Annotated in this window: 21 protein-coding genes and 5 tRNA genes; 11 read left to right on the plus strand and 15 right to left on the minus strand. The window is 61.8% G+C overall.

Annotated elements, in window-relative coordinates; translation table 11 throughout:
* Positions 1–3 precede the first annotated feature (3 nt).
* Positions 4–729, plus strand: coding sequence for a FadR/GntR family transcriptional regulator (locus DGA31_RS06325; RefSeq protein ID WP_109511963.1), 726 nt, complete (start codon positions 4–6; stop codon positions 727–729).
* A 160-nt stretch (positions 730–889) separates the two neighbouring features.
* On the opposite strand, the gene uxuA is transcribed toward DGA31_RS06325, so the two are convergent.
* The 6 genes from uxuA to DGA31_RS06355 all read right to left on the minus strand — a co-directional run bounded on the left by uxuA (position 890) and on the right by DGA31_RS06355 (position 8,246).
* On the minus strand, positions 890–2,071 hold the full coding sequence (gene uxuA / locus DGA31_RS06330) for a mannonate dehydratase (protein ID WP_109511964.1): 1,182 nt from the start codon (positions 2,069–2,071) through the stop codon (positions 890–892).
* 12 nt (positions 2,072–2,083) lie between these two features.
* Positions 2,084–3,547: a mannitol dehydrogenase family protein gene (locus DGA31_RS06335; RefSeq protein WP_109511965.1), complete on the minus strand. Its 1,464-nt coding sequence runs from the start codon at positions 3,545–3,547 to the stop codon at positions 2,084–2,086.
* Positions 3,548–3,573: 26 nt separating this feature from the next.
* Complete coding sequence (locus DGA31_RS06340) at positions 3,574–4,863, minus strand: MFS transporter (protein WP_109511966.1); 1,290 nt, start codon at positions 4,861–4,863, stop codon at positions 3,574–3,576.
* A 67-nt stretch (positions 4,864–4,930) separates the two neighbouring features.
* On the minus strand, positions 4,931–5,962 hold the full coding sequence (locus tag DGA31_RS06345) for a Zn-dependent oxidoreductase (protein WP_109511967.1): 1,032 nt from the start codon (positions 5,960–5,962) through the stop codon (positions 4,931–4,933).
* 65 nt (positions 5,963–6,027) lie between these two features.
* Positions 6,028–7,239 (minus strand): D-mannonate dehydratase ManD, encoded by a 1,212-nt coding sequence (gene manD / locus DGA31_RS06350; RefSeq protein WP_056838345.1) that lies wholly within the window; start codon positions 7,237–7,239, stop codon positions 6,028–6,030.
* A gap of 5 nt (positions 7,240–7,244) precedes the next feature.
* The gene (locus DGA31_RS06355; RefSeq protein ID WP_109511968.1) at positions 7,245–8,246 is read right to left on the minus strand and encodes a sugar kinase; all 1,002 of its coding nucleotides are present in this window, start codon (positions 8,244–8,246) and stop codon (positions 7,245–7,247) included.
* 151 nt (positions 8,247–8,397) lie between these two features.
* On the opposite strand from DGA31_RS06355, the gene kdgR reads away from it, so the two are divergent.
* From kdgR to DGA31_RS06380, 5 genes are all read left to right on the plus strand, one after another.
* Entirely contained in the window at positions 8,398–9,195 is a 798-nt protein-coding gene (gene kdgR, locus DGA31_RS06360) for a DNA-binding transcriptional regulator KdgR (RefSeq protein WP_109511969.1), read from the plus strand.
* A gap of 158 nt (positions 9,196–9,353) precedes the next feature.
* Positions 9,354–10,319, plus strand: a complete 966-nt coding sequence (locus DGA31_RS06365; RefSeq protein WP_109512054.1) for a helix-turn-helix domain-containing protein — start codon at positions 9,354–9,356, stop codon at positions 10,317–10,319.
* 119 nt (positions 10,320–10,438) lie between these two features.
* A complete protein-coding gene (locus DGA31_RS06370; protein ID WP_109511970.1) occupies positions 10,439–11,335 on the plus strand; it encodes a SphA family protein in 897 nt (298 codons plus the stop codon).
* 169 nt (positions 11,336–11,504) lie between these two features.
* A complete protein-coding gene (locus DGA31_RS06375; protein ID WP_109511971.1) occupies positions 11,505–11,882 on the plus strand; it encodes a YybH family protein in 378 nt (125 codons plus the stop codon).
* 57 nt (positions 11,883–11,939) lie between these two features.
* Positions 11,940–13,409 (plus strand): amidase, encoded by a 1,470-nt coding sequence (locus DGA31_RS06380; RefSeq protein ID WP_109511972.1) that lies wholly within the window; start codon positions 11,940–11,942, stop codon positions 13,407–13,409.
* A 159-nt stretch (positions 13,410–13,568) separates the two neighbouring features.
* On the opposite strand, the gene DGA31_RS06385 is transcribed toward DGA31_RS06380, so the two are convergent.
* The 5 genes from DGA31_RS06385 to DGA31_RS06405 all read right to left on the minus strand — a co-directional run bounded on the left by DGA31_RS06385 (position 13,569) and on the right by DGA31_RS06405 (position 14,188).
* Positions 13,569–13,644, minus strand: a tRNA-Gly gene (locus DGA31_RS06385).
* A gap of 132 nt (positions 13,645–13,776) precedes the next feature.
* Positions 13,777–13,852 (minus strand) — tRNA-Gly (locus DGA31_RS06390).
* A gap of 5 nt (positions 13,853–13,857) precedes the next feature.
* Positions 13,858–13,933 (minus strand) — tRNA-Glu (locus tag DGA31_RS06395).
* A 99-nt stretch (positions 13,934–14,032) separates the two neighbouring features.
* A tRNA-Gly gene (locus DGA31_RS06400) sits at positions 14,033–14,108 on the minus strand.
* A gap of 4 nt (positions 14,109–14,112) precedes the next feature.
* A tRNA-Glu gene (locus DGA31_RS06405) sits at positions 14,113–14,188 on the minus strand.
* Positions 14,189–14,473: 285 nt separating this feature from the next.
* On the opposite strand from DGA31_RS06405, the gene DGA31_RS06410 reads away from it, so the two are divergent.
* Positions 14,474–15,232, plus strand: a complete 759-nt coding sequence (locus DGA31_RS06410) for a hypothetical protein (protein ID WP_109511973.1) — start codon at positions 14,474–14,476, stop codon at positions 15,230–15,232.
* Positions 15,233–15,286: 54 nt separating this feature from the next.
* Here DGA31_RS06410 and DGA31_RS06415 read toward each other — a convergent pair whose 3' ends face one another.
* Both DGA31_RS06415 and DGA31_RS06420 read right to left on the minus strand, forming a co-directional pair.
* The gene (locus DGA31_RS06415) at positions 15,287–15,769 is read right to left on the minus strand and encodes a GAF domain-containing protein (protein WP_109511974.1); all 483 of its coding nucleotides are present in this window, start codon (positions 15,767–15,769) and stop codon (positions 15,287–15,289) included.
* Complete coding sequence (locus tag DGA31_RS06420) at positions 15,766–16,656, minus strand: ATP-binding protein (RefSeq protein ID WP_109511975.1); 891 nt, start codon at positions 16,654–16,656, stop codon at positions 15,766–15,768. Before DGA31_RS06420 ends, DGA31_RS06415 begins: the two co-directional genes overlap by 4 nt.
* Before the next feature lie 81 nt (positions 16,657–16,737).
* On the opposite strand from DGA31_RS06420, the gene DGA31_RS06425 reads away from it, so the two are divergent.
* Positions 16,738–19,110, plus strand: coding sequence for a hybrid sensor histidine kinase/response regulator (locus tag DGA31_RS06425; RefSeq protein WP_109511976.1), 2,373 nt, complete (start codon positions 16,738–16,740; stop codon positions 19,108–19,110).
* Positions 19,111–19,129: 19 nt separating this feature from the next.
* On the opposite strand, the gene DGA31_RS06430 is transcribed toward DGA31_RS06425, so the two are convergent.
* On the minus strand, positions 19,130–19,612 hold the full coding sequence (locus DGA31_RS06430; protein ID WP_109511977.1) for a glutathione peroxidase: 483 nt from the start codon (positions 19,610–19,612) through the stop codon (positions 19,130–19,132).
* 12 nt (positions 19,613–19,624) lie between these two features.
* The gene (msrB, locus tag DGA31_RS06435; RefSeq protein WP_056838331.1) at positions 19,625–20,044 is read right to left on the minus strand and encodes a peptide-methionine (R)-S-oxide reductase MsrB; all 420 of its coding nucleotides are present in this window, start codon (positions 20,042–20,044) and stop codon (positions 19,625–19,627) included.
* Between the two features lie 201 nt (positions 20,045–20,245).
* On the opposite strand from msrB, the gene DGA31_RS06440 reads away from it, so the two are divergent.
* From DGA31_RS06440 to DGA31_RS06450, 3 genes are all read left to right on the plus strand, one after another.
* Complete coding sequence (locus tag DGA31_RS06440; RefSeq protein WP_109511978.1) at positions 20,246–21,457, plus strand: pyridoxal phosphate-dependent aminotransferase; 1,212 nt, start codon at positions 20,246–20,248, stop codon at positions 21,455–21,457.
* 207 nt (positions 21,458–21,664) lie between these two features.
* Positions 21,665–22,552, plus strand: a complete 888-nt coding sequence (gene htpX, locus DGA31_RS06445; protein WP_056838328.1) for a protease HtpX — start codon at positions 21,665–21,667, stop codon at positions 22,550–22,552.
* Between the two features lie 182 nt (positions 22,553–22,734).
* The gene (locus tag DGA31_RS06450; protein WP_109511979.1) at positions 22,735–23,502 is read left to right on the plus strand and encodes a DODA-type extradiol aromatic ring-opening family dioxygenase; all 768 of its coding nucleotides are present in this window, start codon (positions 22,735–22,737) and stop codon (positions 23,500–23,502) included.
* Positions 23,503–23,694: the final 192 nt, after the last annotated feature.

Consider the following 23,694-nt stretch of genomic DNA (forward strand, 5'->3'; position numbering starts at 1 on the left):
TCGATGGCCGCACCAATCCCCCCTGCCGAGCGCAAGCCGTACCAGAAAATTGCCGACCAGTTGCGTGACTACATCGCCCAGGGGGATTTCAAGCCCGGTTCCAGGCTGCCCCCGGAGCGTGACCTGACGCAGCTGCTGGGGGTTTCCAGGCCGTCGCTGCGCGAGGCGCTGATCGCCCTGGAAATCGAGGGTGGGGTCGAGATCAAGATGGGCTCGGGCGTGTACGTGCGCGCCCAGGCCGCCGGCGCATACAACCGCACTGCCACGCTGGGCGAGAGTCCTTCGGAATTGATGCAAGCCCGCGCCCTGATCGAGGGCGAATCGGTGATCCTGGCTTGCCTGCATGGCAAGAAAAGCGACTACCGCTACCTGCAGGCATGCATCGATGCCATGCGCGCCAGCATCGCCGACGGCCTGCCGCCGCTGGAGGACGACCGCAAGTTTCACCAGCGCCTGGCGAGCATGAGTGGCAATTCGGCGCTGGTCAGGATCATCACCGCCCTGTTCGATGAACGCCACACCCCGCTCTCGACGCACCTGAGCAAACACGCTGAAAACACCCTGACCTGGGAAGCGGCGGTGGTCGAGCACGAAGCCATCCTGCACGCCGTCGCCAGCAAGGATGTACTCGGCGCCCAGACCACCATGCGCCAGCACCTGAGCCGCTCGGAAAACCGCTGGCTCAAGGCGCTGGAGCCGGATGACAGCAACGCCGGCCGGCCAGACTGAACCGCAGACCAGGTAGGAGCGCGCTCTGCCCGCGACCGAGTGCGCAGCGCTCGCAAAATGTGTGAAACGCCGCAGATTTTCACCTATGAACACATTCAAAATCTCGAAAACGCTGAAATTTTACGACTGCTAACGCAGCCGGTCGCGGGCAAGCGCGCTCCTACACCGGCCCCATGTTTGATCTGACGGCCAGTTCGACGCCGCGGATTTCTGCCAGGCCCTTGAGGCGGCCGATCAGTGAGTAGCCGGGGTTGCTCTGGCGATGCTGGTCGTCGAGCAACTGGTGCCCGTGATCAGGCCGCAGCGGCAGACGCGGGCCGCCTTCGCGTTCACGTCGGCATTCTTCCTCGACCAGCGCACCGATGACCCCGACCATGTCGACGTCGCCGTCCAGGTGATGAGCCTCGTGGAAGCTGCGCGGGTCGGCCTCGCGGCGGGTCGAGCGCAGGTGGGTGAAATAGATGCGGGGCGCAAACTGCCTGGCCATGGCGACCAGGTCATTGTCTTCACGCACGCCATAGGAGCCGGTGCAGAACGTCAGGCCATTGGCCGGGCTGGGGGCGGCGTCGAGCAACCACTGGGCATCGGTGGCCGTGGACAGGATGCGCGGCAGGCCCAGCAAGGCACGCGGCGGGTCGTCCGGGTGGATCGCCATGCGCACGCCCACCTGTTCGGCCACCGGAATCACCGCCCGCAGGAAATACGCCAGATGTTCGCGCAAGCGGGCTTCGTCGATGTCGGCGTAGGTGCGCAGCAAGGCGCGGAAGTCGTCCAGGCTGTAATGCTCCTCGGCGCCCGGCAAGCCGGCGATCAAGGTGTTGACCAGCGTTTCGGTGCGCGCCGGGGTCAATTGCTCGAAGTAGTCCCGGGCCTGGCGGATGTCCTCGGTACTGTACTCGGCCTCGGCGCCGGGGCGCTGGAGAATGAACAGGTCAAAGGCGGCAAAGGCGGTCTGGTCGAAGCGCAGGGCCCAGCCACCATCGGCCAGTTCCCAGGCCAGATCGGTGCGGGTCCAGTCCAGCACTGGCATGAAGTTGTAGCACACGATGTCGATGCCGCAGCTCGCCAGGTTGCGCACGCTTTGCTGGTAGTTGGCGATGTACTCGTCACGCCGGCCGCAGCCGCGCTTGATGTCCTCGTGCACCGGAATGCTTTCGACCACCGACCAGGTCAGTCCGGCCGCTTCGATCAATTGCTTGCGCGCCGCGATGGCCTCCACCGGCCAGACCGCGCCGTTGGGGATTTCGTGCAAGGCGGTGACAATGCCGGTCGCCCCGGTCTGGCGTACGTCCGCCAGGGAGATCGGGTCCTTGGGGCCGAACCAGCGCCATGTCTGTTCCATGTGCTTTTCCTCTTATTGTGGGTTGGATACGGCAAAGGCGCGCAGCAGCGGCCCCATGCCATCGCGCAGCAAGGCACTGTAGGCGGCCTGCACCGCCTGGCGAAACACACTCTGGTCGGACAACGCGACCGGGAACACCTCTTCCAGGTCGAGAAAGGCGTCCACCCGCGAGGTGCCTTCGAATTGCTCGGCCAGCCGGGCAAACGTGGCGCGCAACGGGTCGTCGATCACAGGCGTCGAGGCGCCCGGCACCGAGCGGGTGCAGTAATGAATCCAGGCAGCGATGCCCAGCGCGGTGCAGGCAATGCCACGTCCGTCATCGAGCAAGTGCCGGGCGCCAAGCAACCAGCGCTGCGGCAGTTTCTGCGAGCCGTCCATGGCGATCTGGCGCAGGCGGTGTTGCAGGCTGTCGTTGGCAAAGCGCGCCGTCAGGTCATGGGCATAGGCCGTCAGGTCGATGCCGGCCGGCATGTCCAGTGTCGGCACTGCCTCCCGGGTCATGTAGCACTCGATGAAGCGTGCCAGGTCGGCATCGAGCATGGCCTCGGCCACGGTTTCGTGGCCAGCCAGCACACCGATGTAGGCCAGCAAGGAATGGCTGCCGTTGAGCATGCGCAGCTTCATGGTTTCGAACGGGCGCACGTCTTCGACCATCTGCACGCCCTCCACTTCCCAGTCCGGGCGTCCGAGCGGGAAGTGATCCTCGATTACCCACTGGCTGAAGCGTTCGCAGACCACGGCCGCCGGGTCGTTACAATCCATTTGCTGCGCCAGTCGCTCGAAGGATTCGCCATCCATGGCCGGTACGATACGGTCGACCATGCAGCCGGGAAACGCCACGTGCTCGTTGACCCATTGAGCCAGACCTTGATCCTGTTGCCCGGCCAGGGCGCTCACCGCCTGGCGGGTGCGCTGGCCGTTGTCGGGCATGTTGTCGCAGCACAGCACGGTGAAGGCCGCAACGCCGGCGGCGCGGCGCCGGCGCAGGGCTTCCAGGACAATGCCGGGCGCCGAACGCGGGGCCTGTGGATGGGCGATGTCATGGGCGATGGTCGGGTCGTCCAGACGCAATTGCCCGGTGGCCGGACTCAGGCAATAGCCCTTCTCGGTGACGGTCAGGGTGACAATCCGGGTCTGCGGCGCGGCCATGCGCTGCAACAGCGCTTCGAGGTCCTGGCCGCCCTCGCCCACATACAGGGCCTGGCGCAGCACGCCGATTTCCCGCAGCGTCACCTGCTCGCGGTCGCGGTATTCGGCCACGTGGTAGCGCCCGTCCTGCTCGCGCAACTGGTCGACCAGCGTCCGGTTCGAGCGCAGGTTGGCGCTGCACAGCCCCCAGTCACTGGCGCCGTGGCGGTTGAGGTGGCGTTGCAGGTAGACCGCCTGGTGGGCGCGGTGAAACGCCCCCAGGCCCAGGTGCACGATACCGATCTGCGCGGCAACGCCGGCAGAGGGCACACGGTTGACGACAGGCATCGATAGGTTCCTTGTGTTCATGGCAGTTACGGACGGCTCAGGGCCGACTCCGGTTGTGCCTGGGCAGGCGAAGCACCGCTGTCACTCGCAGACAGTGGCCGCACGTAGCGCGCCACGCACACCGCACCGATCACGGTCAGCAGCCCGGCCAGCAGGAACGCACTGGTGAACGATCCTGTGAACTGCACCAGAAAGCCGGTCAGGGTCGGGCCGATGATGCCCGAGGTGTTGGCCAGGAAATGCATGAAGCCACTGACGCCGCCGACCCGCGCCGCCGGTACGGTGTCCTGGATGATCGCCCAGTAGATCGCGCCGGTCAGGTACAGGAAGAACACCGCAAAGGCCACCAGGATGACCGCCGGGTACAGGGTCTTGACCAGGCCGGCCATGGCGATGCACACCGCGCACAGCAACAGGCAGGTCACCAGCACCACTTTGCGCGAGAACATGATCCGCCCGGTCTTCTTGAACACGAAGTCGGAGATGAACCCGCCCAGGGCCAGGCCCAGGAAGCCCAGCAGCCAGGGGATGACCGTGGCGATGCTCATGTCCTTGACGTTCAGGCCGTGGGCCATGGTCAGGTAGCTGGGGAACCAGGTCAGGAAGAAGAACAGCGTGTAGTTATAGGAAAAGAACGCCAGGGCGGTGAACAGCACCGTCGGTTGCTTGAGGTAGTAACGCAGCGGATGCACCGGCAGCGACGACACTTCGCTCTGTTGTTCGGCGCTGCGGATTTCTTCGGCCACCTTGCCGTCGGGCTTGTCCTTGACGAACTTGAACCACACCACGGCCCACACCAGGCCCAGGAGCATGATGATGATGAACGAGATCTTCCAGCCGTAGCTGATGGCGATAAAGCCCACCACCGGCCCGGAGATTGCGCCGCCCAATGGCGTGCCGGACATCGAGGTGCCCAACGCCCGCGCCCGCTGCTTGGGCGTGTACCAGTTATTGACCATCTTGCTGGTGGTCACGCTCAAGGGGCCTTCGCCCATGCCGAACAGGATGCGGATGATCACCAGCGTGACGAAGCCGACGGTCAGCACCGTCAGCCCGCTGAACAGCGACCACAGCACCATCGCCAGCAGCAGCGTGGTCTTGGCACCGTAGCGGTCGGCCGCCCAGCCACCGATGAAGTTGAACGCCGCGTAGCCGACGAAAAAGCTACTGAAGATCATGCCCATTTCACCCGTGCTCAGACCGTAGTCCTTCTGGATGAACGGGGCGGCCACGGACAATGCCGAGCGATCCAGGTAGTTGATGACGCCTGCCAGGAACAGCATGATGATGATTAACGTGCGACCTTGACCAAACATGTAAACCTCCCGCTTCTTGTGTTTATTCGGTGAGGGTGCCCGCAAGGGCACGAATCTCTATAGAGCGTTATGCATGGGTGCTGTCGAGCTCGACCAGCACCTTGCGGGTCTGCTCGGGGTGGTTTTCGATCAGGCTGATGGCCGCCGGCATTTCGTCGAAACTGACCTGATGGCTGATCAGGTCCCGCACCTGTAATTTGCCGCTGGCAATCAATGCCATGACTGCCGGGAACTTGCGGTTGTTCAGCCGCGAGCCCACCAGGGTCAGTTCTTTCTTGATCATTTCCAGCTGCACCAGGTCGCTGGGCACGGTGTTGAAGCCCAGCAGGCCGATACGGCCGGCCGGCGAGGCCAGGCGCACCATTTGCGGCATCAATGCCGGGATACAGGCGGCATCGACGATCAGCGGCACGCCTTCGCCGCCGGTTGCTTCACGCATGTGCGTCTCGACATCGATGTCCTTGCCGTTGAGCACACGGGTGGCACCCAGCGCTTGGGCCGTTTCCAGGCGGGCATCAATGACGTCGGTCACGGTGATGTCGGTCATGCCCAGGGCGCGGGCCATCTGCACCAGGGTCAGGCCGATCACACCGGCGCCGTAGATCAACAGGCTGTCGCCCGGATGCGGCTGCATGCGGTCGAGCACGTTCAGGGCGATGGTGTAGGGCTCTACCAGGGCGGCATGGCTCAGGGGCAGCGAATCGGGCAGGCGGTGGGCGTTGTCGGCCGGCACGCAGACCTGCTCGCTGAAGCCGCCGTCGCGGTGTACGCCGATCACTTGCAGGCGCGTGCAGACATTGGGCCGGTTGATGCGGCACGGGTAGCAGGTGCCGCAGCTGATGACCGGGTCGATGCAAACCCGGTCGCCGACCTTGAGGTGTTCGACGCCCTCGCCCACTTCGCTGACCACGCCGGAGAACTCATGGCCGGTCACCCGCGGAAAGCGCACAAAGGCATTCTGGCCGTGGATGATGTGCAGGTCCGAGCCACAGATACCGGCGTAGGCCACATTGACCTTGACCTCACCCGGTGTAACCTGCGGCGACTCGACCTGTGCCAGGTCGAACTCGAAAGGCGCTTTTACTTGAAAAGCTTTCATCGCTCACTCCTGACAGGGCGGCTGGCGCCCTGTGCTGTTGTCGTTATTGATCGGTGCGACGGCGCTTACCAGTGCCAGAGCGTGCCGTCTTCCAGGCGGTTGACCGGCAGGCTGGCGCGTTTGTAGGGGTACTTGGCTGCCAGCGCTTCGTCGATGTCGACGCCATGCCCCGGCGTTTCGCCGGGGGTGAAGTGGCCGTCTTCAAAGCGGTAGGCATGGGGAAAGACTTCGTCGATGCGTTCGTCATGGGGCATGTGCTCCTGGATGCCGAAGTTGGGCACCCAGGTGTCGAAATGCAGGGCCGCGCCCATGCACACCGGCGACAGGTCGGTGGCGCCATGAAAGCCGGTGCGCACCTGGTAGAGCGCGGCAAAATCAGCAATGCGCCGCACATGGGTGATGCCGCCGGCATGCACCAGGGTGGCGCGGATGTAATCGATCAACTGCTCCTGAATCAGCTCGCGGCAGTCATGGATGGAGTTGAACACTTCGCCCACCGCCAGCGGTGTGGTGGTGTGCTGGCGGATCAGGCGGAAGGCTTCCTGGTTTTCGGCCGGGGTGCAGTCTTCGAGCCAGAACAAGTTGAAGGGCTCGACCGCCTTGCCCAGGCGCCCCGCCTCGATAGGCGTCAGGCGGTGGTGCACGTCGTGGAGGATGTGCAGGTCATCGCCGAAGCGCTCGCGCACGGCAGCAAACAGCTTGGGCACGTGGTTAAGGTATTTGGCGGTGTCCCAGACATGCTCGGCAGGCAGGTTGCTGTCGGCCGGTTCGTACCGTTCGCCGCTGCGCTTGGCCACGCCATAGGTGGTGGCAATCCCGGGAATCCCGCACTGCACGCGCACCGCTTTGTAGCCTTGCTCGACATGACGAGCCACCTCATCCAGGCAGCCTTCGATGTCCTTGCCGGTGGCATGCCCGTAGACCATGACCCGCTCGCGGCTCTTGCCACCGAGCAACTGGTACAGCGGCATCTGCGCGGCCTTGGCCTTGATGTCCCACAGGGCGATGTCGACGGCGGCAATCGCGGTCATGGTCACCGGACCCCGGCGCCAGTAGGCGCCGCGATACAGGTATTGCCAGATGTCTTCGATGCGCTGGGCATCGCGACCGATCAGCGCCGGCAGGACGTGCTCTTCAAGGTAGGCGACCACGGCCAGCTCGCGGCCGTTCAAGGTCGCGTCACCGATGCCGTAGAGGCCGGAGTCGGTGACGATTTTCAGGGTGATCATGTTGCGACCCGGACAGGTGACGATGACGCGGGCTTCGATGATTTTCATGGGGGTCAGGCCTCGACGGCAGAAGAAAATGAAGGCAGGGCAAGGCTGGGCATGGCGGCGTGCGGGATCAGCGCACCGCGGTGCTGCACCACTTGAGCGGCCAGGCGATGGCCCCAGCGCGCCGCCAGTGACGGATCACCGCCCTGCAGGCGACACGCCAGGTAAGCCGCGCTGAAGGAGTCGCCGGCCGCGGTGGTGTCGACGATCTGCCGCACCTGCTCGGCGGGCACCTCGAAGCGCCCCGCCGCGCACTGGATCAGGCAGGCCGCCTCGCCACGCTTGAGCGCGACTTCGCTCACGCCAAAGCCGGCATAGGCCTCGAACAGCGCCTCGGCATCGGCGTAGCCGAACAGCAAGGCGTCGTCTTCCCAAGTGATCAGGGCAAGATCGGTCAGGCGCAGCACCTCGACATAGGCCTGGCGCGCCGCCTCGGCATCAGGCCACAGGTGCGGACGGTAATTGTTGTCGAAGACAAGGCGCGTACCCGACTCACGGGCGCGACGCAGGGCCTGAAACAGGCGCTCGCGGCCGGTGGCGGTGAGGATCGCCAGACTGATGCCGCTCAGGTAGAGGTAGTCATAATCGGCCAGGGTTTCCAGCAAGCCGTCGCCCTGGGGGCCGTCGAACATTTGCCGCGCGGCGGCCTCACCACGCCAGTACAGGAAGCGGCGCTCGCCCTGGGCATCGGTCTGGATGAAGTACAGCCCCGGCAGGGCGCCGTCGATCACCCGCACATGCCGGTCACCGACGCCTTCAGTGCGCCACAGCTGGCGCATGGCATCACTGAAGCTGTCGGCGCCCAGGGCGGTGATGTAGTCAGTCACAAGATGGCTGGCCGGGCTCAACCGGGACAGGTAAACGGCCGTATTGAGCGTATCGCCGCCGAAGGTCTGGCTGAACCCCGAGGCCGGGTCGCCACGCATTTCAATCATGCACTCGCCGACCAGAGCCACCTTGAGCGGGCGAGATGGAACGGTTTGCGGGCATCGCCCTGTCATTATCGTCATCACTGCGCGCCTTTGTTATTTTTAAAACGGCGTTTCATTTTAAGCTTGTGAGGCCGAGTTTAATCGGATTTGGCCCATCGTCAAGAAAAATGAAACAGCGTTTTGATGCGCCAGCGTATATCCTCTGGTTTTCGTTTCCGTTGGAGCCTTCATGGACAACAGCACCCTCCAGAACAATGAACTGGTCTCTGCCGTCGGCCGCACGATGGCCGTGCTCGAGGCGCTGGCCGAGCACCCCGAAGAAAGTGGCGTATCGGAGATCGCACAAAAACTGGACATGTCCAAAAGCACGGTCTATCGCTTCCTGCAGTCGCTCAAGGCCCGTGGCTATGTGGTGCAGGATGCCGAGGACCGCTATCGGCTCAGCGTGCGGCTGTTTGAACTGGGCGCCCAGGCCCTGCCCCATCTGGACATCGTCCGCGAGGCGGAACCGGGGATGCGCCGCATCAATGAACTGACCAGCGAGACGGTGCATCTGGGGATTCTTGATGAGGGCAGCATCGTCTACGTGCACAAGATCGACTCCAAATACAACCTGCGGATGTATTCGCGCATCGGGCGCCGGGCGCCGCTGTACTGCACCGGTATCGGCAAGGTGCTGATGGCCTGGCTGGAGCAACCCGAGTTGCTGGCCCACTTGCACGAGGAAAGCTTCGAGCGGCGCACGGCCAATACCCTGACCAGCATCGAGGCCTACTTGCAGGAACTGGAGACAGTGCGCGACCTGGGCTACGCCGAAGACCATGAAGAATTCGAGGACAACATGCGCTGCCTGGCTGCGCCGATCCGCGACCGCTTTGGTCATGTGATCGGCGGCCTGAGCGTGTCCTTCCCGTGCTTTCGCTTTCGTGAGGAGCTCAAGCAGGACTACGTCAAGCAACTGATGGCGGCGACGCAGCAGATTTCCAGCCAGTTGGGCTGGCATGGGACAGTGTTGAAGCAACCCTGATTGCAAGCCGCGGCGACTGATCAGGCATGATCATCGTGCCTGACAGCACCAAGCTGGCACAGGTCACGTGCAAAGCGTGACCAGGCGAGACACCTGAAGTCTCGGCAAGGAATGAAATTTGCCTTCGTATCCACGGACCACCCTTGGGCGCCGCCAATATGAACATTCCTCTGCAGGCTCAACCGTCGGGCACACCCCCTACCTACATGAACCGCATACAGACCCATGACGCCGACGAGCATGCCCGTCAACTCAATGGCTGGCGCCTGTATTACGACCAATTGAGTCACGGTCGATTCGAAGGCGGGCTCGACGAGTTTCACTCGGAAAAGATTCAGATGATCCGCGACCGCTCTAATCAGGCGATGCTAAAGAAAGGTGCAGGCGCTCAAGGCACCGTCGCCTTTTGCCTGACGCTCCAGAAACACGACGATGTCTATTGCTCAGGCCACCAGATCAGAGAGCCTTGCCTGCTGGTGGCGCAGAGCGACAACATGCCCCAGCTCAGGGTCCCGGAGATCGTGGATATTCTGTTGATCGCCATCGATCAGGCATCGCTGCAACAAACGCTTGAGCATCAAGGTAGCAACTTGCGTATTACCGGCTTTCCCAAGTGTTACCCAGTTGGCCACTCACCCGTGTGGCATCAGTTGAAGTGGCTGGTGAACGAACTGACCCGTGCCTCTGCCGGCGGCCATGCGCTTGAGCAGAAGACGGTCCGCAGCGACATCAGCGATACCGTGATCATGCACCTGATTGACCTGATGACAGAAGACGAGGGGGCGTCACTCAAGCCGACCGCACGCAAGCAGATCGTTGACCGGGCGTGCGAGTACGCCATGAGCCATCTCGACGAACCGTTTTCGATTCTTGATCTTTGCAACAGCCTCGGAACCAGCCGACGAAAACTGCAGTACTGCTTTCAGAGCGCGGTGGGCATCAATGCCATGACCTATTTTCGGACATTGCGCCTTAATTCAGTGCGGCGTGAACTTCAGGACAGCCCGTCGCCGCCAGCCATACAGGCGGTCGCAGAGCGCTGGGGCTTCTGGCACATGGGGCGCTTTTGCGGCGACTATCAGACCTTGTTCGCAGAGCGACCTTCGCACACGTTGCGTCGTTGAATTTGTGCTGAAACCGGATATAAAAAAAGCGTACCGCCTACCACCATGTCCTCACTTCGACACCCCCGAATGAGGACACCGCCTTGAATAATAAGATCGCCAGGTTCACCCCTACTTTCATGGTAGTCACACTTGGCTTACTGGGTGCCTGCGCCTCAGCCGAGGCCACCGAGAATGGAAGTCCGACGACCACCTTTGGTGTCCATGACTTTGGTGCAGGGATGACCCCACCCCCTTCGGCAGGTGGCACCGCCGGTCTGCGAACAGGCTACTATCGTGCCAATGTTTTAAAAGACCCTCAGGGCAATCGCTCTGATAACGACTTCTCGATCAACCTGTTGAGTATCGCGCCCTTTTATATACGCATGACCGACGTCACTGTCATGGGCGCCCACTATGGCTGGGGGGTCGTGCTGCCTTTTTTCAAAATGGATGCCGACGTCAGGATTCCGACACCGGCGGGCAACCTGAACATCGAGGCCGATCCGTTTCGCATGGCGGATACGTTGTTCATTCCCCTGATTCTGCAATGGAATGTCTCACCTCAACTGTTCATCAATACCGCCCTGGGTATAACAGCCCCCACCGGCGACTACGACAAGTATCGCCTGGTCTCGCCAGGCCTTAACCACTGGACTTATTCCCCTTCCTTAAATGCCACTTATATAACCCAGGGCGGCTTCGAACTGTCGTCCAGCGTTCAGATCGATGTCAGCACGCGTAACCAGGCGACCGGCTACAAGAACGGCGTGGAATACCGGCACGAGTTTGCGGCAGGGCAGCACATCGGGCCCTGGACCGTGGGGCTGGGGGGCTTCTATTACCAACAGATCAGCGATGACGATGCGCCTGGCCTTACCACGGGCAACCGCTCGAGGGCGCTGGCTATCGGCCCTGCATTGAGCTACTTCCGCCCAGGCCTGCCGCCTGTTTCAGCGCACGTGTACAAGGAATTCGACGCACGAAACCGCACCGAAGGCTACACATTCGCCGTGCGCCTCTCACAAAGTTTCTGACACGCTGCCAGCAAGATCCAGCCCTCGCAATACCCTCTGCCCGTGAGTGGCGCCCTTATAAAGCGTTGCACTTCGCCGTGTTGAAGTCGCGGCATGAGGCCCTGCACATGCGCACAACGCATAACGCTCTTTATTACCAAAACGCACCCCGTTACACGAGGAAACTCCCATGTCACTCAAGGATCAGCTCCAACAGGCCGAGCATGCACTGGCGGATGCCCTGGCCACTCGAAACAGCCAGGTGGTGGCTAACTTATATACCGCCGACGCACGCTTTCTTCCCGACGGCGGGCCCACGTTAAAAGGCCGAGCCGAGATTGCTGGCTTCTTCGATACGCTGTTCAAACACGGCATTGTGGGCGGGATGTTTACAACACTGGAAGTTGACGACCATGACCATACGGCCTCAGAGATTGGCGAATATCAATTGTTTTCCGAGTCCCCCCAGGGTCAACGTTTAACGGCAGCCGCAGGACGCTATCTGGTCATATGGAAACGCATCGACACCGTCTGGAAGTTGCACCGGGATGTTGTCAGCCGAAAGTAATAAAGCGCATGCCCCTCTCTTCATAAGCACGCATTGACCTCTTGTAAAGGAAAAAACATGGCCACCGAGTCTCTTGTATTCCCGACCGAACCCACTAACGCCCGGCCTGGTTCGGACGCGCTCTGGACCTGGAGTGCGGTAGCGCTGACCCAGGCCATCCGCACCCGACATGTGTCAGCCCGTGAAGTAGTACACAGCTGCCTTGAACGAGCAGACGCCATAAATCCTCTGATCAACGCGCTCACCGAGGTTCATCACGACGCTGCCTTATTTGCTGCCGATGAGGCCGATCGCGCGGTGGCTGCGGGGAAACCGCTCGGGCCACTGCATGGCGTGCCGGTGTCTACAAAGGTCAATATCGATCAACGTGGCTACGCCACCACCAATGGCGTAACACTCTTTGCCGACAACATCGCCGACGACGATGCCCCCTCGATTGCCAAAGTGCGCCAGGCCGGCGCTATATTGACGGCGCGAAGCAATGCACCGGCGTTCTCGCTTCGCTGGTTTTCCAGTAACGACCTGCACGGTGTCACCCTTAATCCCTGGAGCAAGGCCCACACGCCTGGCGGTTCGAGCGGGGGTGCTGCCGCTGCCGTAGCCGCCGGCATGATGCCGATTGCAATCGGTAACGATATCGGCGGCTCGATCCGGCACCCTGCCTACTGCTGCGGAGTGACCGGAATAAGGCCGACCGTGGGACGCGTGCCTCGCTGGTTCGGCCCCAAACAGAGCGATCAGCCTTTCTGTGTACAACTCATGGCAACGGACGGCCCCATTGCACGCAGTGTCGGCGACTTGAGGCTGGCGCTTTCGGCCATGAGCGGCTTTGATCCAAGGGACTTGTTGTCGCTGCCTGCATTTGCCAAAAAAGCACCGCTCAGTCGCCCCGTGCGCGTCGGCGTGCTGCGCACATGCGCCACAGCCTCCCTCTCACCCCAGGTCTGCGCGGCCCTGGACCGCGCAGCGGTTTATCTGGCAGACGCGGGCTACATTGTTGAGGACATCGAACTGCCCTTTCTGGAGGAGGCTTATCGCCTCTGGTACCTGCTGGCGATGCAAGAACTTCGAGAGCTGCTGCCACTCATGGAGCAAGCGGGCGATCACGGTGCACTGACAGCGATGAGGTATTTCACTGAAACCGCCGCTGACTGGTGGGGCACGCAGCCTGCCCTGAGCGACTACATGCACGGATATGCCAGGCGCGGCACCTTGATTGCACAATTGCAAACGGTTCTGGAGTCGTGTCCGATCATCGTGCTGCCCGTCTCGGCCGAGCAGGCCTTTCCGCAAAACCTGGACATCAAAAGCCTTGAAGGCGCACAACGGGCGATCTCGGCCAACTGGTCCATGATGGGGATCGCCACCTTGGGCTTCCCGGCCATGTCGGTTCCGGTGGGTGTCGCTGACGGGCTGCCTTGCGGGGTACAACTGTTGGGCGGACGCTACTGTGAAGACGATCTGTTCGATGCCGCTGAAATCATCGAGGCACGCGCGGGTCGGCTTACGCCCATCGACCCACGCTGAGCTCATCAGGTCTGTGTGCAGAACCGCTGTTTTGTCGACGCCGGTTTTTCCAGAACTTGATGCCAGAACGCAGCGATGACTTTTTGCCCACCCACGAAAAAGGGCCCCTGGAGGGCCCTTTCTTGTGCGGCTGACGACTGCATCATTCAACTGCGAATATGGAGCGGGAAACGAGACTCGAACTCGCGACCCCGACCTTGGCAAGGTCGTGCTCTACCAACTGAGCTATTCCCGCTTTATGTCGACCCGTGTACGGACCTTTACAACATTCAGAATAAATCGCTGAACGATTCATTCAAAAGAAAATGCCCTGAACGCGTCAGGGCATTTCTTTTACCTGAAACTTATAAAGCTTCAAGGCCAAATTTGGAGCGGGAAACGAGACTCGAACTCGCGACCCCGACCTTGGCAAGGTCGTGCTCTACCAACTGAGCTATTCCCGCATAGATGGCGTCCCCTAGGGGACTCGAACCCCTGTTACCGCCGTGAAAGGGCGGTGTCCTAGGCCACTAGACGAAGGGGACGTTGCCCGAAACATATCACTATGTTTCAAACTAACCAGAAAATGACAAGCGGTCATTTTCTGTTTTCACCAGCCCTGCGTGAGCAGAACTGCTTGAAACTGGAGCGGGAAACGAGACTCGAACTCGCGACCCCGACCTTGGCAAGGTCGTGCTCTACCAACTGAGCTATTCCCGCATAATGGCGTCCCCTAGGGGACTCGAACCCCTGTTACCGCCGTGAAAGGGCGGTGTCCTAGGCCACTAGACGAAGGGGACACGCTACAACTTCACTCCTTGCTGCGCTTCGCTGTGTGCTTTACGCTGCAAGTGGCGCGCATTCTATGGATGGATCGGAAGGTCGTCAACCCCCTTGTGAAAATTTATTTAAATCAATTACTTCGTGATGATTGACGGTCCAACCGCATGTCGCCTCGGGTGACGGCCAGCATCAAGATTTAAGTGGGCCTGCGGATAACAACATCTAGGCGCGATAGTGCTTAGCCACTACACTCGCCATTAATTACCTGGACTAAAAAAGAGGTCTGCACAGTGACACCACTCATGATCACGGTGCTCGTACTGGTGGGTATCGCACTGCTTATAGCAATCGGTTACCTGAACCATGTGGCTGAGAACAAAAAGCTGGACAAGGCACGCCATAAAGTCGAACTCAACGACCGCCTGCGTCGTTGCTCGGAAATCAGTGAAACCTTCCCAGGGCAACTGATGAGCCCGGCCCTCAAGCTGCTGCTGACCCGCCTTGAGCTTAATGTGGTGCAACGCATGCTGAACATTGAAAAGACCAATGACCAGCTCAAGTTCCGCACCGAGGAGCTCGAAGAATTGATCGCCAAGGGCGAGGCGATTCCGATCACCAACCCGGTCATTGCCATCCAGACCGAAGCCACGGCCAAGGATGTGCGTTTTTTGCTTGAAGCCTTGCACGCACAGGTCACCCGCGCGGCGCATGACGGCTTTTTGCACACCAGTGAAGCCAAGCACTGGATCCGTGAGATTCGCCACATCCTGGTGCTGCTGCATATCGAGTTCTTCAATACGCTCGGCCAGGAAGCCATGAACCAGGAGCAACCCGGTCAGGCGCGCCTGGCATTCGAGCGCGGCGTGAATTACCTGCGCAACCAGCCGGACCCTGTGACCTACCAGAACCAGTTGGCGATCATGGAAAAGCAACTGGCGCGGGTCAATTCGATCGTGCTGACCAACACGGCCCCGACCGAAAACGACGAGAATGCCCTGACCGAAGGCCTCAAGGCCGACGCCGAGCAGACCGAATGGAAGAAGAAGGTCATCTACGACTGATGCCCCCAAGGTCTGTTGCCATGCGCAGACCCTGCCTGCGCACGGCGCCCAGGCTCAGCAGTCGCTGGCCTGCAGAAAGATTGCCGCCAGGCGCTCGATGCCCTCCTGGTCCTGCACACTGAATCGCCCCAGAGCCGGACTGTCCAGGTCCAGCACGCCAATCAGGCGCCCGTCCTTGATCAACGGCACCACCAGCTCGCTGTTCGATGCGCTGTCGCAGGCGATATGCCCGGCAAAGGCATGCACGTCTTCGACCCGCTGGGTCTGGCGGCTCTGGGCAGCGGTGCCGCATACGCCTCGCCCAAAGGGAATGCGCACGCACGCGATCTGTCCCTGAAACGGCCCCAGCACCAGTTCTTCGCTGCGGTTCAGGTAGAAGCCTGCCCAGTTGAGATTGTCGAGCTGGGTGTACAGAAAGGCGGAAAACTGCGCCGCATTGGCGATGAAATCGCGCTCGTCGGCCAGCAAGGATTCAAGTTGGGCTGCCAGCAGGGCGTAGCCTTGCAGGCCATCACCGGCTTCGCTGAGGTCGATCATGCGCGTTGCTCCAGCAGTTGCAGGCCCACCCAGTAGCGGGCGAACTGATAGGCACAGCGCCCGTTACGGTTACCGCGTCCGGTGGCCCAACGGACCGCCAGGATATCCAGCACCTCGTCGCGCTGCCAGCTCAGGCCGGCCTGGGTGGCCAGTTGGCCGATCCAGTGTTCGACCACGTCCAGGTAATGGGTCTGGGTGAAGGGGTAGAACGACAGCCACAGGCCGAAACGGTCCGACAACGCGATCTTGTCTTCCACCGCCTCGCTGGGGTGCAGCTCGCCGTCGACGCGCTGCCAGTTGAGGTTGTCGCTTTCCTTTTCCGGCACCAGGTGGCGGCGGTTGGAGGTCGCGTACAGCAGCACATTGTCCGGCGCCTGCTCCAGCGAGCCGTCGAGCACGCTCTTGAGCACGCGATAATCGCCCTCGCCCGACTCGAACGACAGGTCGTCGCAGAACAGCACAAAACGCTGCGGCAAGGCCTGCAGTTGCTCGACCAGGCGCGGCAGATCGCCCAGATGATCGCGCTCGACCTCGATCAGGCGCAGGCCGGCATCGGCATACTCGGCCAGCAAGGCTCGCACCAGGGACGATTTGCCGGTGCCGCGCGAGCCCCAGAGCAAGGCATGGTTGGCCGGCAGGCCGTCGATGAACTGACGGGTGTTACGCCCCAACTGGTCGCGCTGCAGGTCGACGCCGATCAGGTCGGACAGGCGCATGTCCAGGCTGACCTCAAGGGGCAGCAAGTAGCCGCTGCGACCTTCGCGCACCCAGCGCGCGGCCAGGCTGTGCGACCAGTCGATAGTCTGGCGCGGCGCCGGAAGCAAAGGCTCCAGGCGGGCCAGCACCGCTTCGGCGCGTTCAAGAAAAGCATTGAGCCGGGAATCCACTGTATCTCCTTGTCTATTGACCGATTTGACCGGACTGCGATCAGCTATGCTACGAATCCGGACCGCAAGCAGCAGTACCTAATGGATATAGCCTTTACCAACAGGTTGTCGTTCAAGCAGGCGCGCCTGACCGTCGTGATCGGCTTTGTGCTCGGGACCTTGCTCAGTCTGCTGCAGATCAGCCTCGATTATGCCAGCGAAGATGCGTCCATCGATCGTGAAATTCGCTCGTTGCTGGAAATCAGCCACAATCCGGCTTCACGCATCGCCTACAACCTCGACGCCGAACTGGCGCAGGAATTGACCCTGGGCCTGCTGCATTCATCGGCCGTGGTCAGTGCCCGGCTGACCGACAATAACAATATCGTCCTGGCCAGTGTTGATCGCCCCATGAGCTCAGGTCGCTTCAGGATGCTCAGCGATCACCTGTTCGGCGAAAGCCGCCAGTTCGAACAAGTCCTGAGCCTGGACAACATGCCCAACGAGCCGATCGGCACCCTGCGCCTGACGGTCGACACCTTCGCCTTTGGCAGCCCGTTCCTGCAGCGCGCCGAAATAACCCTGCTCAACGGTTTCGTGCGCAGCCTGGCGCTGGCAGCGATCCTGTACACGTTGTTCTATATGACCCTGACCAAACCGCTGGTCGACCTGACTGGCGCCCTCACCCGTCATGACCCGCGTCGGCACGAGCAGGACAAGCTGGTCTGCCCACCCGGTCATCAGCATGACGAGATCGGCGTTCTGGTCCAGACCGTCAACCGCCAGATCGAAACCGTGGCCAGCGAGTTTGCCCAGCGCCGTGAAGCCGAAGACCGCCTGACCCGCCACCTGGATGAACTGGAAAACATCGTTGCTGCACGCACCACCGAACTCAAGGCCAGCAACCTGCGCCTGAGCCAGTCCAATGAAGAACTGCAACAGGCGCGCAGCACGGCCCTGGACATGGCCCAGGCGCGCTCGGCCTTCCTGGCACACATGAGCCATGAGATCCGTACCCCGCTCAACGGCCTGCTGGGCATGCTGGCCTTGTCCCTGGATGGGCCAATGAATCCGGAGCAACGCCAGCAACTGGCAATCGCCCACGACTCGGGCAAGGTGCTGGTCGAGTTGCTCAACGATATTCTCGACATGTCCAAGTTCAATGCCGGGCACCTGGAGTTCGAGCGCATCCCCTTCGATGTGTGCGCGCTGGCCGAAGACACCGCCATCCTGCTCTCGCAGAACACCGCCCCCAGCGTCGAACTGACGTGCCTGATCGCCCCTGACTTCCCGGCGTCCGTTCTGGGCGACCCGACGCGGGTGCGGCAAATCGTCAGCAACCTGCTGTCCAACGCCTTGAAATTCACCCGTTTCGGCCGGGTGGATGTCCGCCTGGGCCATTACCTGGAAAGCGACAGCCTGATCCACCGGGTACGGATCGAGGTGCGCGACACCGGCATTGGCATTGCCCGCGAAGCACAGGCCCGGATCATCCAGCCGTTCACCCAGGCCGAGACGGCGATTACCCGGCAGTTCGGCGGCACTGGCCTTGGCCTGGCGCTGACGCACAATCTCTGCGAGGCCATGAACGGCCGCCTGGAGATCGAGTCGCAGCCCGGATTCGGCAGCCGCTTCTGCGCCGACCTGCCTCTGCCGGTGCACCTTGAAGCGGTGCCCCATGCGCGACTGAGCGGGCGAGTCACGGTCGTCAGCACTGCCGGCAGCGGCCTGGTGGAACTGCTGGGCAATCACTTGCCTGGCTGGGGCGTCACACTGGAGCGCCGGGGGATCGATGAGGCCGGCAGCTGTGCGCAGACCGACGCCCGGCCCGACCTGCTGATCACCGACTGCCCCGAATGCCTGTTCGATATTCGCCGCACCACCTCGGTGCCGATCCTGCTGGTCACCGCTTATGGCAATTTCATACCGGCCGAGCAGGTCAGCGCGCTCGCCCCCTTGCAGCAACTGGCCAGACCATTGACGCGTAATGCGCTCTATCAGATGCTGCGCCGCGCGTTGCGCCAGGAAACTGCAGAAGGTAAAGACGTGCTGCGCGAAAGCACTCTCCCCTGCAAGGCGCGTGTACTGTTGGTGGAAGACAATCCGGTCAACCAGATGGTGGCCAAGGGCATGCTCGACAAGCTCGGTTGCGAGGTGATCATCAGTGCCCATGGCGGCGAGGCGCTTGAAGCGCTGGAGCACAGCCGCTTCGACCTGGTGCTGATGGACTGCAACATGCCCGTGATGAATGGCTACGAGGCCAGTCGGTTGATTCGACGCAGCGGGCGCTGGCCGAACCTGCCGATCATTGCCTTGACCGCCAACGCCATGCCCGAGGAACGCGAGCGCTGTCGGGACGCCGGAATGGACGACTACCTGGCCAAACCGTTTCGCCGGGCCGAGTTGCAGGACTTGTTGCACCAGTGGGTGCCGGCCAGCCAGGAACGTACGGCGCTGCCCCACATAGCCCAGTGATGCCAGGCAGCGCTGCCTGTCAGCCCAACAGTGCTTCGATTCGCGCCTCGAGCGCCTGTGGCTTGACCAGTGGCGAGAAGCGCTGGACCTGCCCATCGGTACCGATCAGGAACTTGGTGAAATTCCATTTGATGCGCTGGCTGCCCAGCAGGCCGGGAGCGCGCTGCTTGAGTTCGACGAACAGCGGATGCGCCCCGCCGCCGTTGACTTCGACCTTGCCCAACAACGGAAAGCTGACGCCGAAGTTCAGCTCACAGAACTGGCTGATGTCCCGCGCGCTGCCTGGCTCCTGATGGCCGAACTGGTTGCACGGAAAGCCCAGCACCACCAGCCCGCGCTCGCGGTAACGCTGCCAGAGCTGTTCCAGCCCCTTGTATTGCGGGGTAAAGCCGCACTGGCTGGCGGTGTTGACCACCAGCGTAGCCTTGCCGGCCAGCTCGCCGAAGGTCTTTCGCTCGCCGCTCAGGGTCGTACAGGGAATGCTCAGCAGGTCTTGGCTCATGGTCGATCCGGATCAGTCAGGCGCTTGGGACGAGGATTCAGCACGCGGCACCAGGGTCAGGCACACCGAGTTGATGCAATAGCGCAAGCCGGTGGGCGGCGGGCCATCCGGGAAAACATGACCCAGGTGCGCATCGCAGCGCGCGCAGACGGTTTCGGTGCGGATCATGCCGTGGCTGATATCGCGCACTTCAACCACCGCGCTCTGACCGATAGGCGCATAGAAACTGGGCCAGCCACAGCCGGAGTCGAATTTGGTCGCCGAGTCGAACAGCGCTTCGTTGCAACAGACGCAATGATAGACGCCGTCTGTTTTCGTGTCGGTGTATTTGCCGGTATAGGGCCGCTCGGTGCCCTTGAGCCGGCACACCTGGTACTGGAGAGGATCGAGCATCGCTTCCCATTCTTCACGGGTCTTTTGCAACTTGTCCACTGGTACACCTCCGCGTCCGAAAAACCCCGATCTGTGTCTTTTCCACGGATCGGGTGGCACGTATGATTGCGCCTCATCAGTCGTCAGTCTGTCATCCGCGTCTGACACAGACAAACCCAATTTTCACGGCCGCCATGGGGCGCCCTGCGGCCGCCACCTCGTTGTCCAGGCATTCGCACGTCCATTTTCGGGATTTTCCACATGCAGTTCAGCAAATCGAACAAGCTCGCCAACGTCTGCTATGACATTCGCGGGCCCGTGCTCAAGCACGCCAAACGCCTGGAAGAGGAAGGCCATCGCATCCTCAAGCTGAACATCGGCAACCCGGCGCCATTCGGTTTCGAAGCCCCTGATGAAATCCTCCAGGACGTGATCCGCAACCTGCCCACCGCCCAGGGCTACAGCGACTCCAAGGGCCTGTTCAGCGCCCGCAAGGCGGTCATGCAGTACTACCAGCAAAAGCAGGTTGAAGGTGTCGGCATCGAGGACATCTACCTGGGCAATGGCGTCTCCGAACTGATCGTGATGTCGATGCAGGCCCTGCTCAACAATGGCGACGAAGTGCTGATCCCGGCCCCGGACTACCCGCTGTGGACCGCGGCGGTCAGCCTGTCGGGCGGCAACCCGGTGCACTACCTGTGCGACGAGCAGGCGCACTGGTGGCCGGATCTGGCCGACATCAAGGCCAAGATCACCCCCAATACCAAGGCCCTGGTGATCATCAACCCGAACAACCCGACCGGCGCCGTGTACCCGCGCGAAGTGCTGCTGGGCATGCTGGAGCTGGCCCGCCAGCACAATCTGGTGGTCTTCTCCGACGAAATCTACGACAAGATCCTCTACGACGAAGCCGTGCACATCAGCACCGCCTCGCTGGCCCCCGACGTGCTGTGCCTGACCTTCAACGGCCTGTCCAAATCGTATCGGGTCGCGGGCTTCCGCTCCGGCTGGCTGGCCATCTCCGGCCCCAAACATGCCGCGCAGAGCTACATCGAAGGCATCGACATGCTCGCCAACATGCGCCTGTGCGCCAACGTGCCGAGCCAGCACGCCATCCAGACCGCGCTGGGCGGCTACCAGAGCATCAATGACCTGGTGCTGCCGCCGGGTCGCCTGCTGGAGCAGCGCAACCGCACCTGGGAATTGCTCAATGACATCCCCGGCGTCAGCTGCGTCAAGCCCATGGGTGCGCTGTATGCCTTCCCGCGCATCGACCCCAAGGTCTGCCCGATCCATAACGATGAGAAGTTCGCCCTCGACCTGCTGCTCTCGGAAAAACTGTTGATCGTCCAGGGCACCGCCTTCAACTGGCCCTGGCCAGACCACTTCCGCGTGGTCACGCTGCCACGGGTCGATGACCTGGAGCAGGCCATTGGCCGTATCGGTAATTTCCTCAAGGGCTATCGCCAGTAAGCTCTGCCCTCGGTCCTGCCGTTCCAGGCAGGACCGTCCATTCCCTGCCCTCCCACACCCCCTCAGCCGGCGTTCAGGTTGAACGATTTATCCTGTCTGCAAGAAAACGACACAGTTTGAAATAGTCCCTCTGTTGAATAGCGACTGGCATCGCCTTATATACCCGGCATCGCGTTACATATTTGTTCCGAGGAGAACGTTTCGACCATGATGCGCATCTTGCTGTTTCTGGCCACCAACCTGGCGGTGGTGCTGATTGCCAGCATCACCCTGAGCCTGTTTGGCTTCAACGGGTTCATGGCGGCCAATGGGGTGGATCTGAACCTCAATCAGCTGCTGGTCTTCTGCGCCGTGTTCGGTTTTGCCGGCTCGTTGTTCTCGCTGCTGATCTCCAAATGGTCGGCGAAAATGAGCACCGGCACCCAGATCATCACCCAGCCGCGCACCCGCCATGAACAATGGCTGCTGCAAACCGTCGAGGAGCTGGCCCGCGAGGCGGGCATCAAGATGCCCGAGGTTGGCATCTTCCCGGCCTACGAGGCCAACGCCTTTGCCACCGGCTGGAACCGTAACGATGCACTGGTCGCGGTCAGCCAGGGCCTGCTGGAGCGCTTCTCGCCCGACGAGGTCAAGGCAGTGCTGGCCCACGAGATCGGTCATGTGGCCAATGGCGACATGGTGACCCTGGCCCTGGTGCAGGGCGTGGTGAACACCTTCGTGATGTTCTTTGCGCGCATCATCGGCAACTTTGTCGACAAGGTGATCTTCAAGACCGAGAACGGCCAGGGCGTGGCGTACTACATCACCACGATCTTCGCCGAACTGGTCCTGGGCTTTCTGGCCAGTGCCATTGTCATGTGGTTCTCGCGCAAGCGTGAATACCGCGCCGACGAAGCCGGTGCCCGCCTGGCCGGCACCCAGTCGATGATCGGTGCGCTGCAGCGCCTGCAGGCCGAACAGGGCGTGCCGGTGCAGATGCCGGCCACCCTGAGTGCCTTTGGCATCAACGGCGGCCTCAAGCACGGCCTGGCCGGCCTGTTCATGAGCCACCCGCCGCTCGAACAGCGCATCGAGGCCTTGCGCCAGCGCGGCTGATCGGCTGATCGGCTGATCGGCTGATCGGCTCGAGAGGCATGCAAAGGGCGACGCAAGTCGCCTTTTTGTAACTGCCTTCAGACACTTCAAGAAATTCGATGAATAACCCGCAGAACTTATATTAGATCCGGATCGTTCCCGTGCCTGAAGATAGACCATCGCTCATCTTCAGGACGTCGCTCATGTTTCCCAGCCTGTTCATTTCCCACGGCTCGCCCATGCTGGCGCTGGAGCCTGGCGCCAGTGGCCCGGCGCTGGCCCGCCTGGCAGCCGAATGGCCCCGCCCACGCGCTATTGTCATCGTCTCGGCACACTGGGAAAGCGCTCACCTGAGCATCAACAGCAATCCGCAACCGGACACCTGGCACGACTTCGGTGGCTTTCCACCGGCACTGTTTGCCGTGCAGTACCCGGCCCAGGGCGCGCCTGAGGTGTCTCTCGAGGTTGCAAGGCTGCTTGAAGCCGCTGACCTGCCGGTGCAGTTCGACCGCCAGCGACCGTTCGACCATGGCGTCTGGGTGCCTCTGTCGCTGATGTACCCGCAGGCCGATATCCCGATCGTACAAGTGTCATTGCCAAGCCGCCAGGGTCCTGCGCTGCAGACGCAGGTGGGCAAGGCGCTGGCCGGGCTGCGTGAGCAAGGGATCCTGATCATCGGCTCCGGCAGCATCACCCACAATCTGCGCGAACTGGACTGGCAGGCCGGCCCCGAACACGCCACCGACTGGGCCTTGGCGTTTCGCGACTGGATGATCGAGCACCTGGTGCGCGATGATGAAGCGGCCCTGCACGATTATCGGCGCCTGGCACCGCACGCTGTGCGCAACCACCCCAGCGACGAACACCTGCTGCCACTGTACTTCGCCCGCGGCGCCGGGGGTGCGTTCAGCATTGCGCACCAGGGCTTTACCCTGGGCGCACTGGGGATGGATATCTATCGTTTTGGCTGAGCCGAAAAGGCGGCGCTTTACCTGCAGGACCGGCCGGGCGGCAACCCGCTTCAGCCGGGACGCAGGCGACGCCAGGTCTGTGCTGTTTGCGGCTGAAGCCGCTCCTACGGGCAGGACCGGCCGGGCGTGTCATGCGGCCCGCATGCAATACACAGGCAAAAAAAATCCCCGAACCAGTCGGGGATTTTTTCA

The sequence above is a fragment of the Pseudomonas ovata genome (assembly GCF_003131185.1).
Lineage (GTDB): Bacteria > Pseudomonadota > Gammaproteobacteria > Pseudomonadales > Pseudomonadaceae > Aquipseudomonas > Aquipseudomonas ovata.

Bases quoted from the DNA above. Each gene is read 5' to 3' on its own strand.
- DGA31_RS06325 (WP_109511963.1), top strand. From the start codon at position 4: ATGGCCGCACCAATCCCCCCTGCCGAGCGCAAGCCGTACCAGAAAATT.
- uxuA (WP_109511964.1), bottom strand. From the start codon at position 2,071: ATGGAACAGACATGGCGCTGGTTCGGCCCCAAGGACCCGATCTCCCTG.
- DGA31_RS06335 (WP_109511965.1), bottom strand. From the start codon at position 3,547: ATGCCTGTCGTCAACCGTGTGCCCTCTGCCGGCGTTGCCGCGCAGATC.
- DGA31_RS06340 (WP_109511966.1), bottom strand. From the start codon at position 4,863: ATGTTTGGTCAAGGTCGCACGTTAATCATCATCATGCTGTTCCTGGCA.
- DGA31_RS06345 (WP_109511967.1), bottom strand. From the start codon at position 5,962: ATGAAAGCTTTTCAAGTAAAAGCGCCTTTCGAGTTCGACCTGGCACAG.
- manD (WP_056838345.1), bottom strand. From the start codon at position 7,239: ATGAAAATCATCGAAGCCCGCGTCATCGTCACCTGTCCGGGTCGCAAC.
- DGA31_RS06355 (WP_109511968.1), bottom strand. From the start codon at position 8,246: ATGACGATAATGACAGGGCGATGCCCGCAAACCGTTCCATCTCGCCCG.
- kdgR (WP_109511969.1), top strand. From the start codon at position 8,398: ATGGACAACAGCACCCTCCAGAACAATGAACTGGTCTCTGCCGTCGGC.
- DGA31_RS06365 (WP_109512054.1), top strand. From the start codon at position 9,354: ATGAACATTCCTCTGCAGGCTCAACCGTCGGGCACACCCCCTACCTAC.
- DGA31_RS06370 (WP_109511970.1), top strand. From the start codon at position 10,439: ATGGTAGTCACACTTGGCTTACTGGGTGCCTGCGCCTCAGCCGAGGCC.
- DGA31_RS06375 (WP_109511971.1), top strand. From the start codon at position 11,505: ATGTCACTCAAGGATCAGCTCCAACAGGCCGAGCATGCACTGGCGGAT.
- DGA31_RS06380 (WP_109511972.1), top strand. From the start codon at position 11,940: ATGGCCACCGAGTCTCTTGTATTCCCGACCGAACCCACTAACGCCCGG.
- DGA31_RS06410 (WP_109511973.1), top strand. From the start codon at position 14,474: ATGATCACGGTGCTCGTACTGGTGGGTATCGCACTGCTTATAGCAATC.
- DGA31_RS06415 (WP_109511974.1), bottom strand. From the start codon at position 15,769: ATGATCGACCTCAGCGAAGCCGGTGATGGCCTGCAAGGCTACGCCCTG.
- DGA31_RS06425 (WP_109511976.1), top strand. From the start codon at position 16,738: ATGGATATAGCCTTTACCAACAGGTTGTCGTTCAAGCAGGCGCGCCTG.
- DGA31_RS06430 (WP_109511977.1), bottom strand. From the start codon at position 19,612: ATGAGCCAAGACCTGCTGAGCATTCCCTGTACGACCCTGAGCGGCGAG.
- DGA31_RS06440 (WP_109511978.1), top strand. From the start codon at position 20,246: ATGCAGTTCAGCAAATCGAACAAGCTCGCCAACGTCTGCTATGACATT.
- htpX (WP_056838328.1), top strand. From the start codon at position 21,665: ATGATGCGCATCTTGCTGTTTCTGGCCACCAACCTGGCGGTGGTGCTG.
- DGA31_RS06450 (WP_109511979.1), top strand. From the start codon at position 22,735: ATGTTTCCCAGCCTGTTCATTTCCCACGGCTCGCCCATGCTGGCGCTG.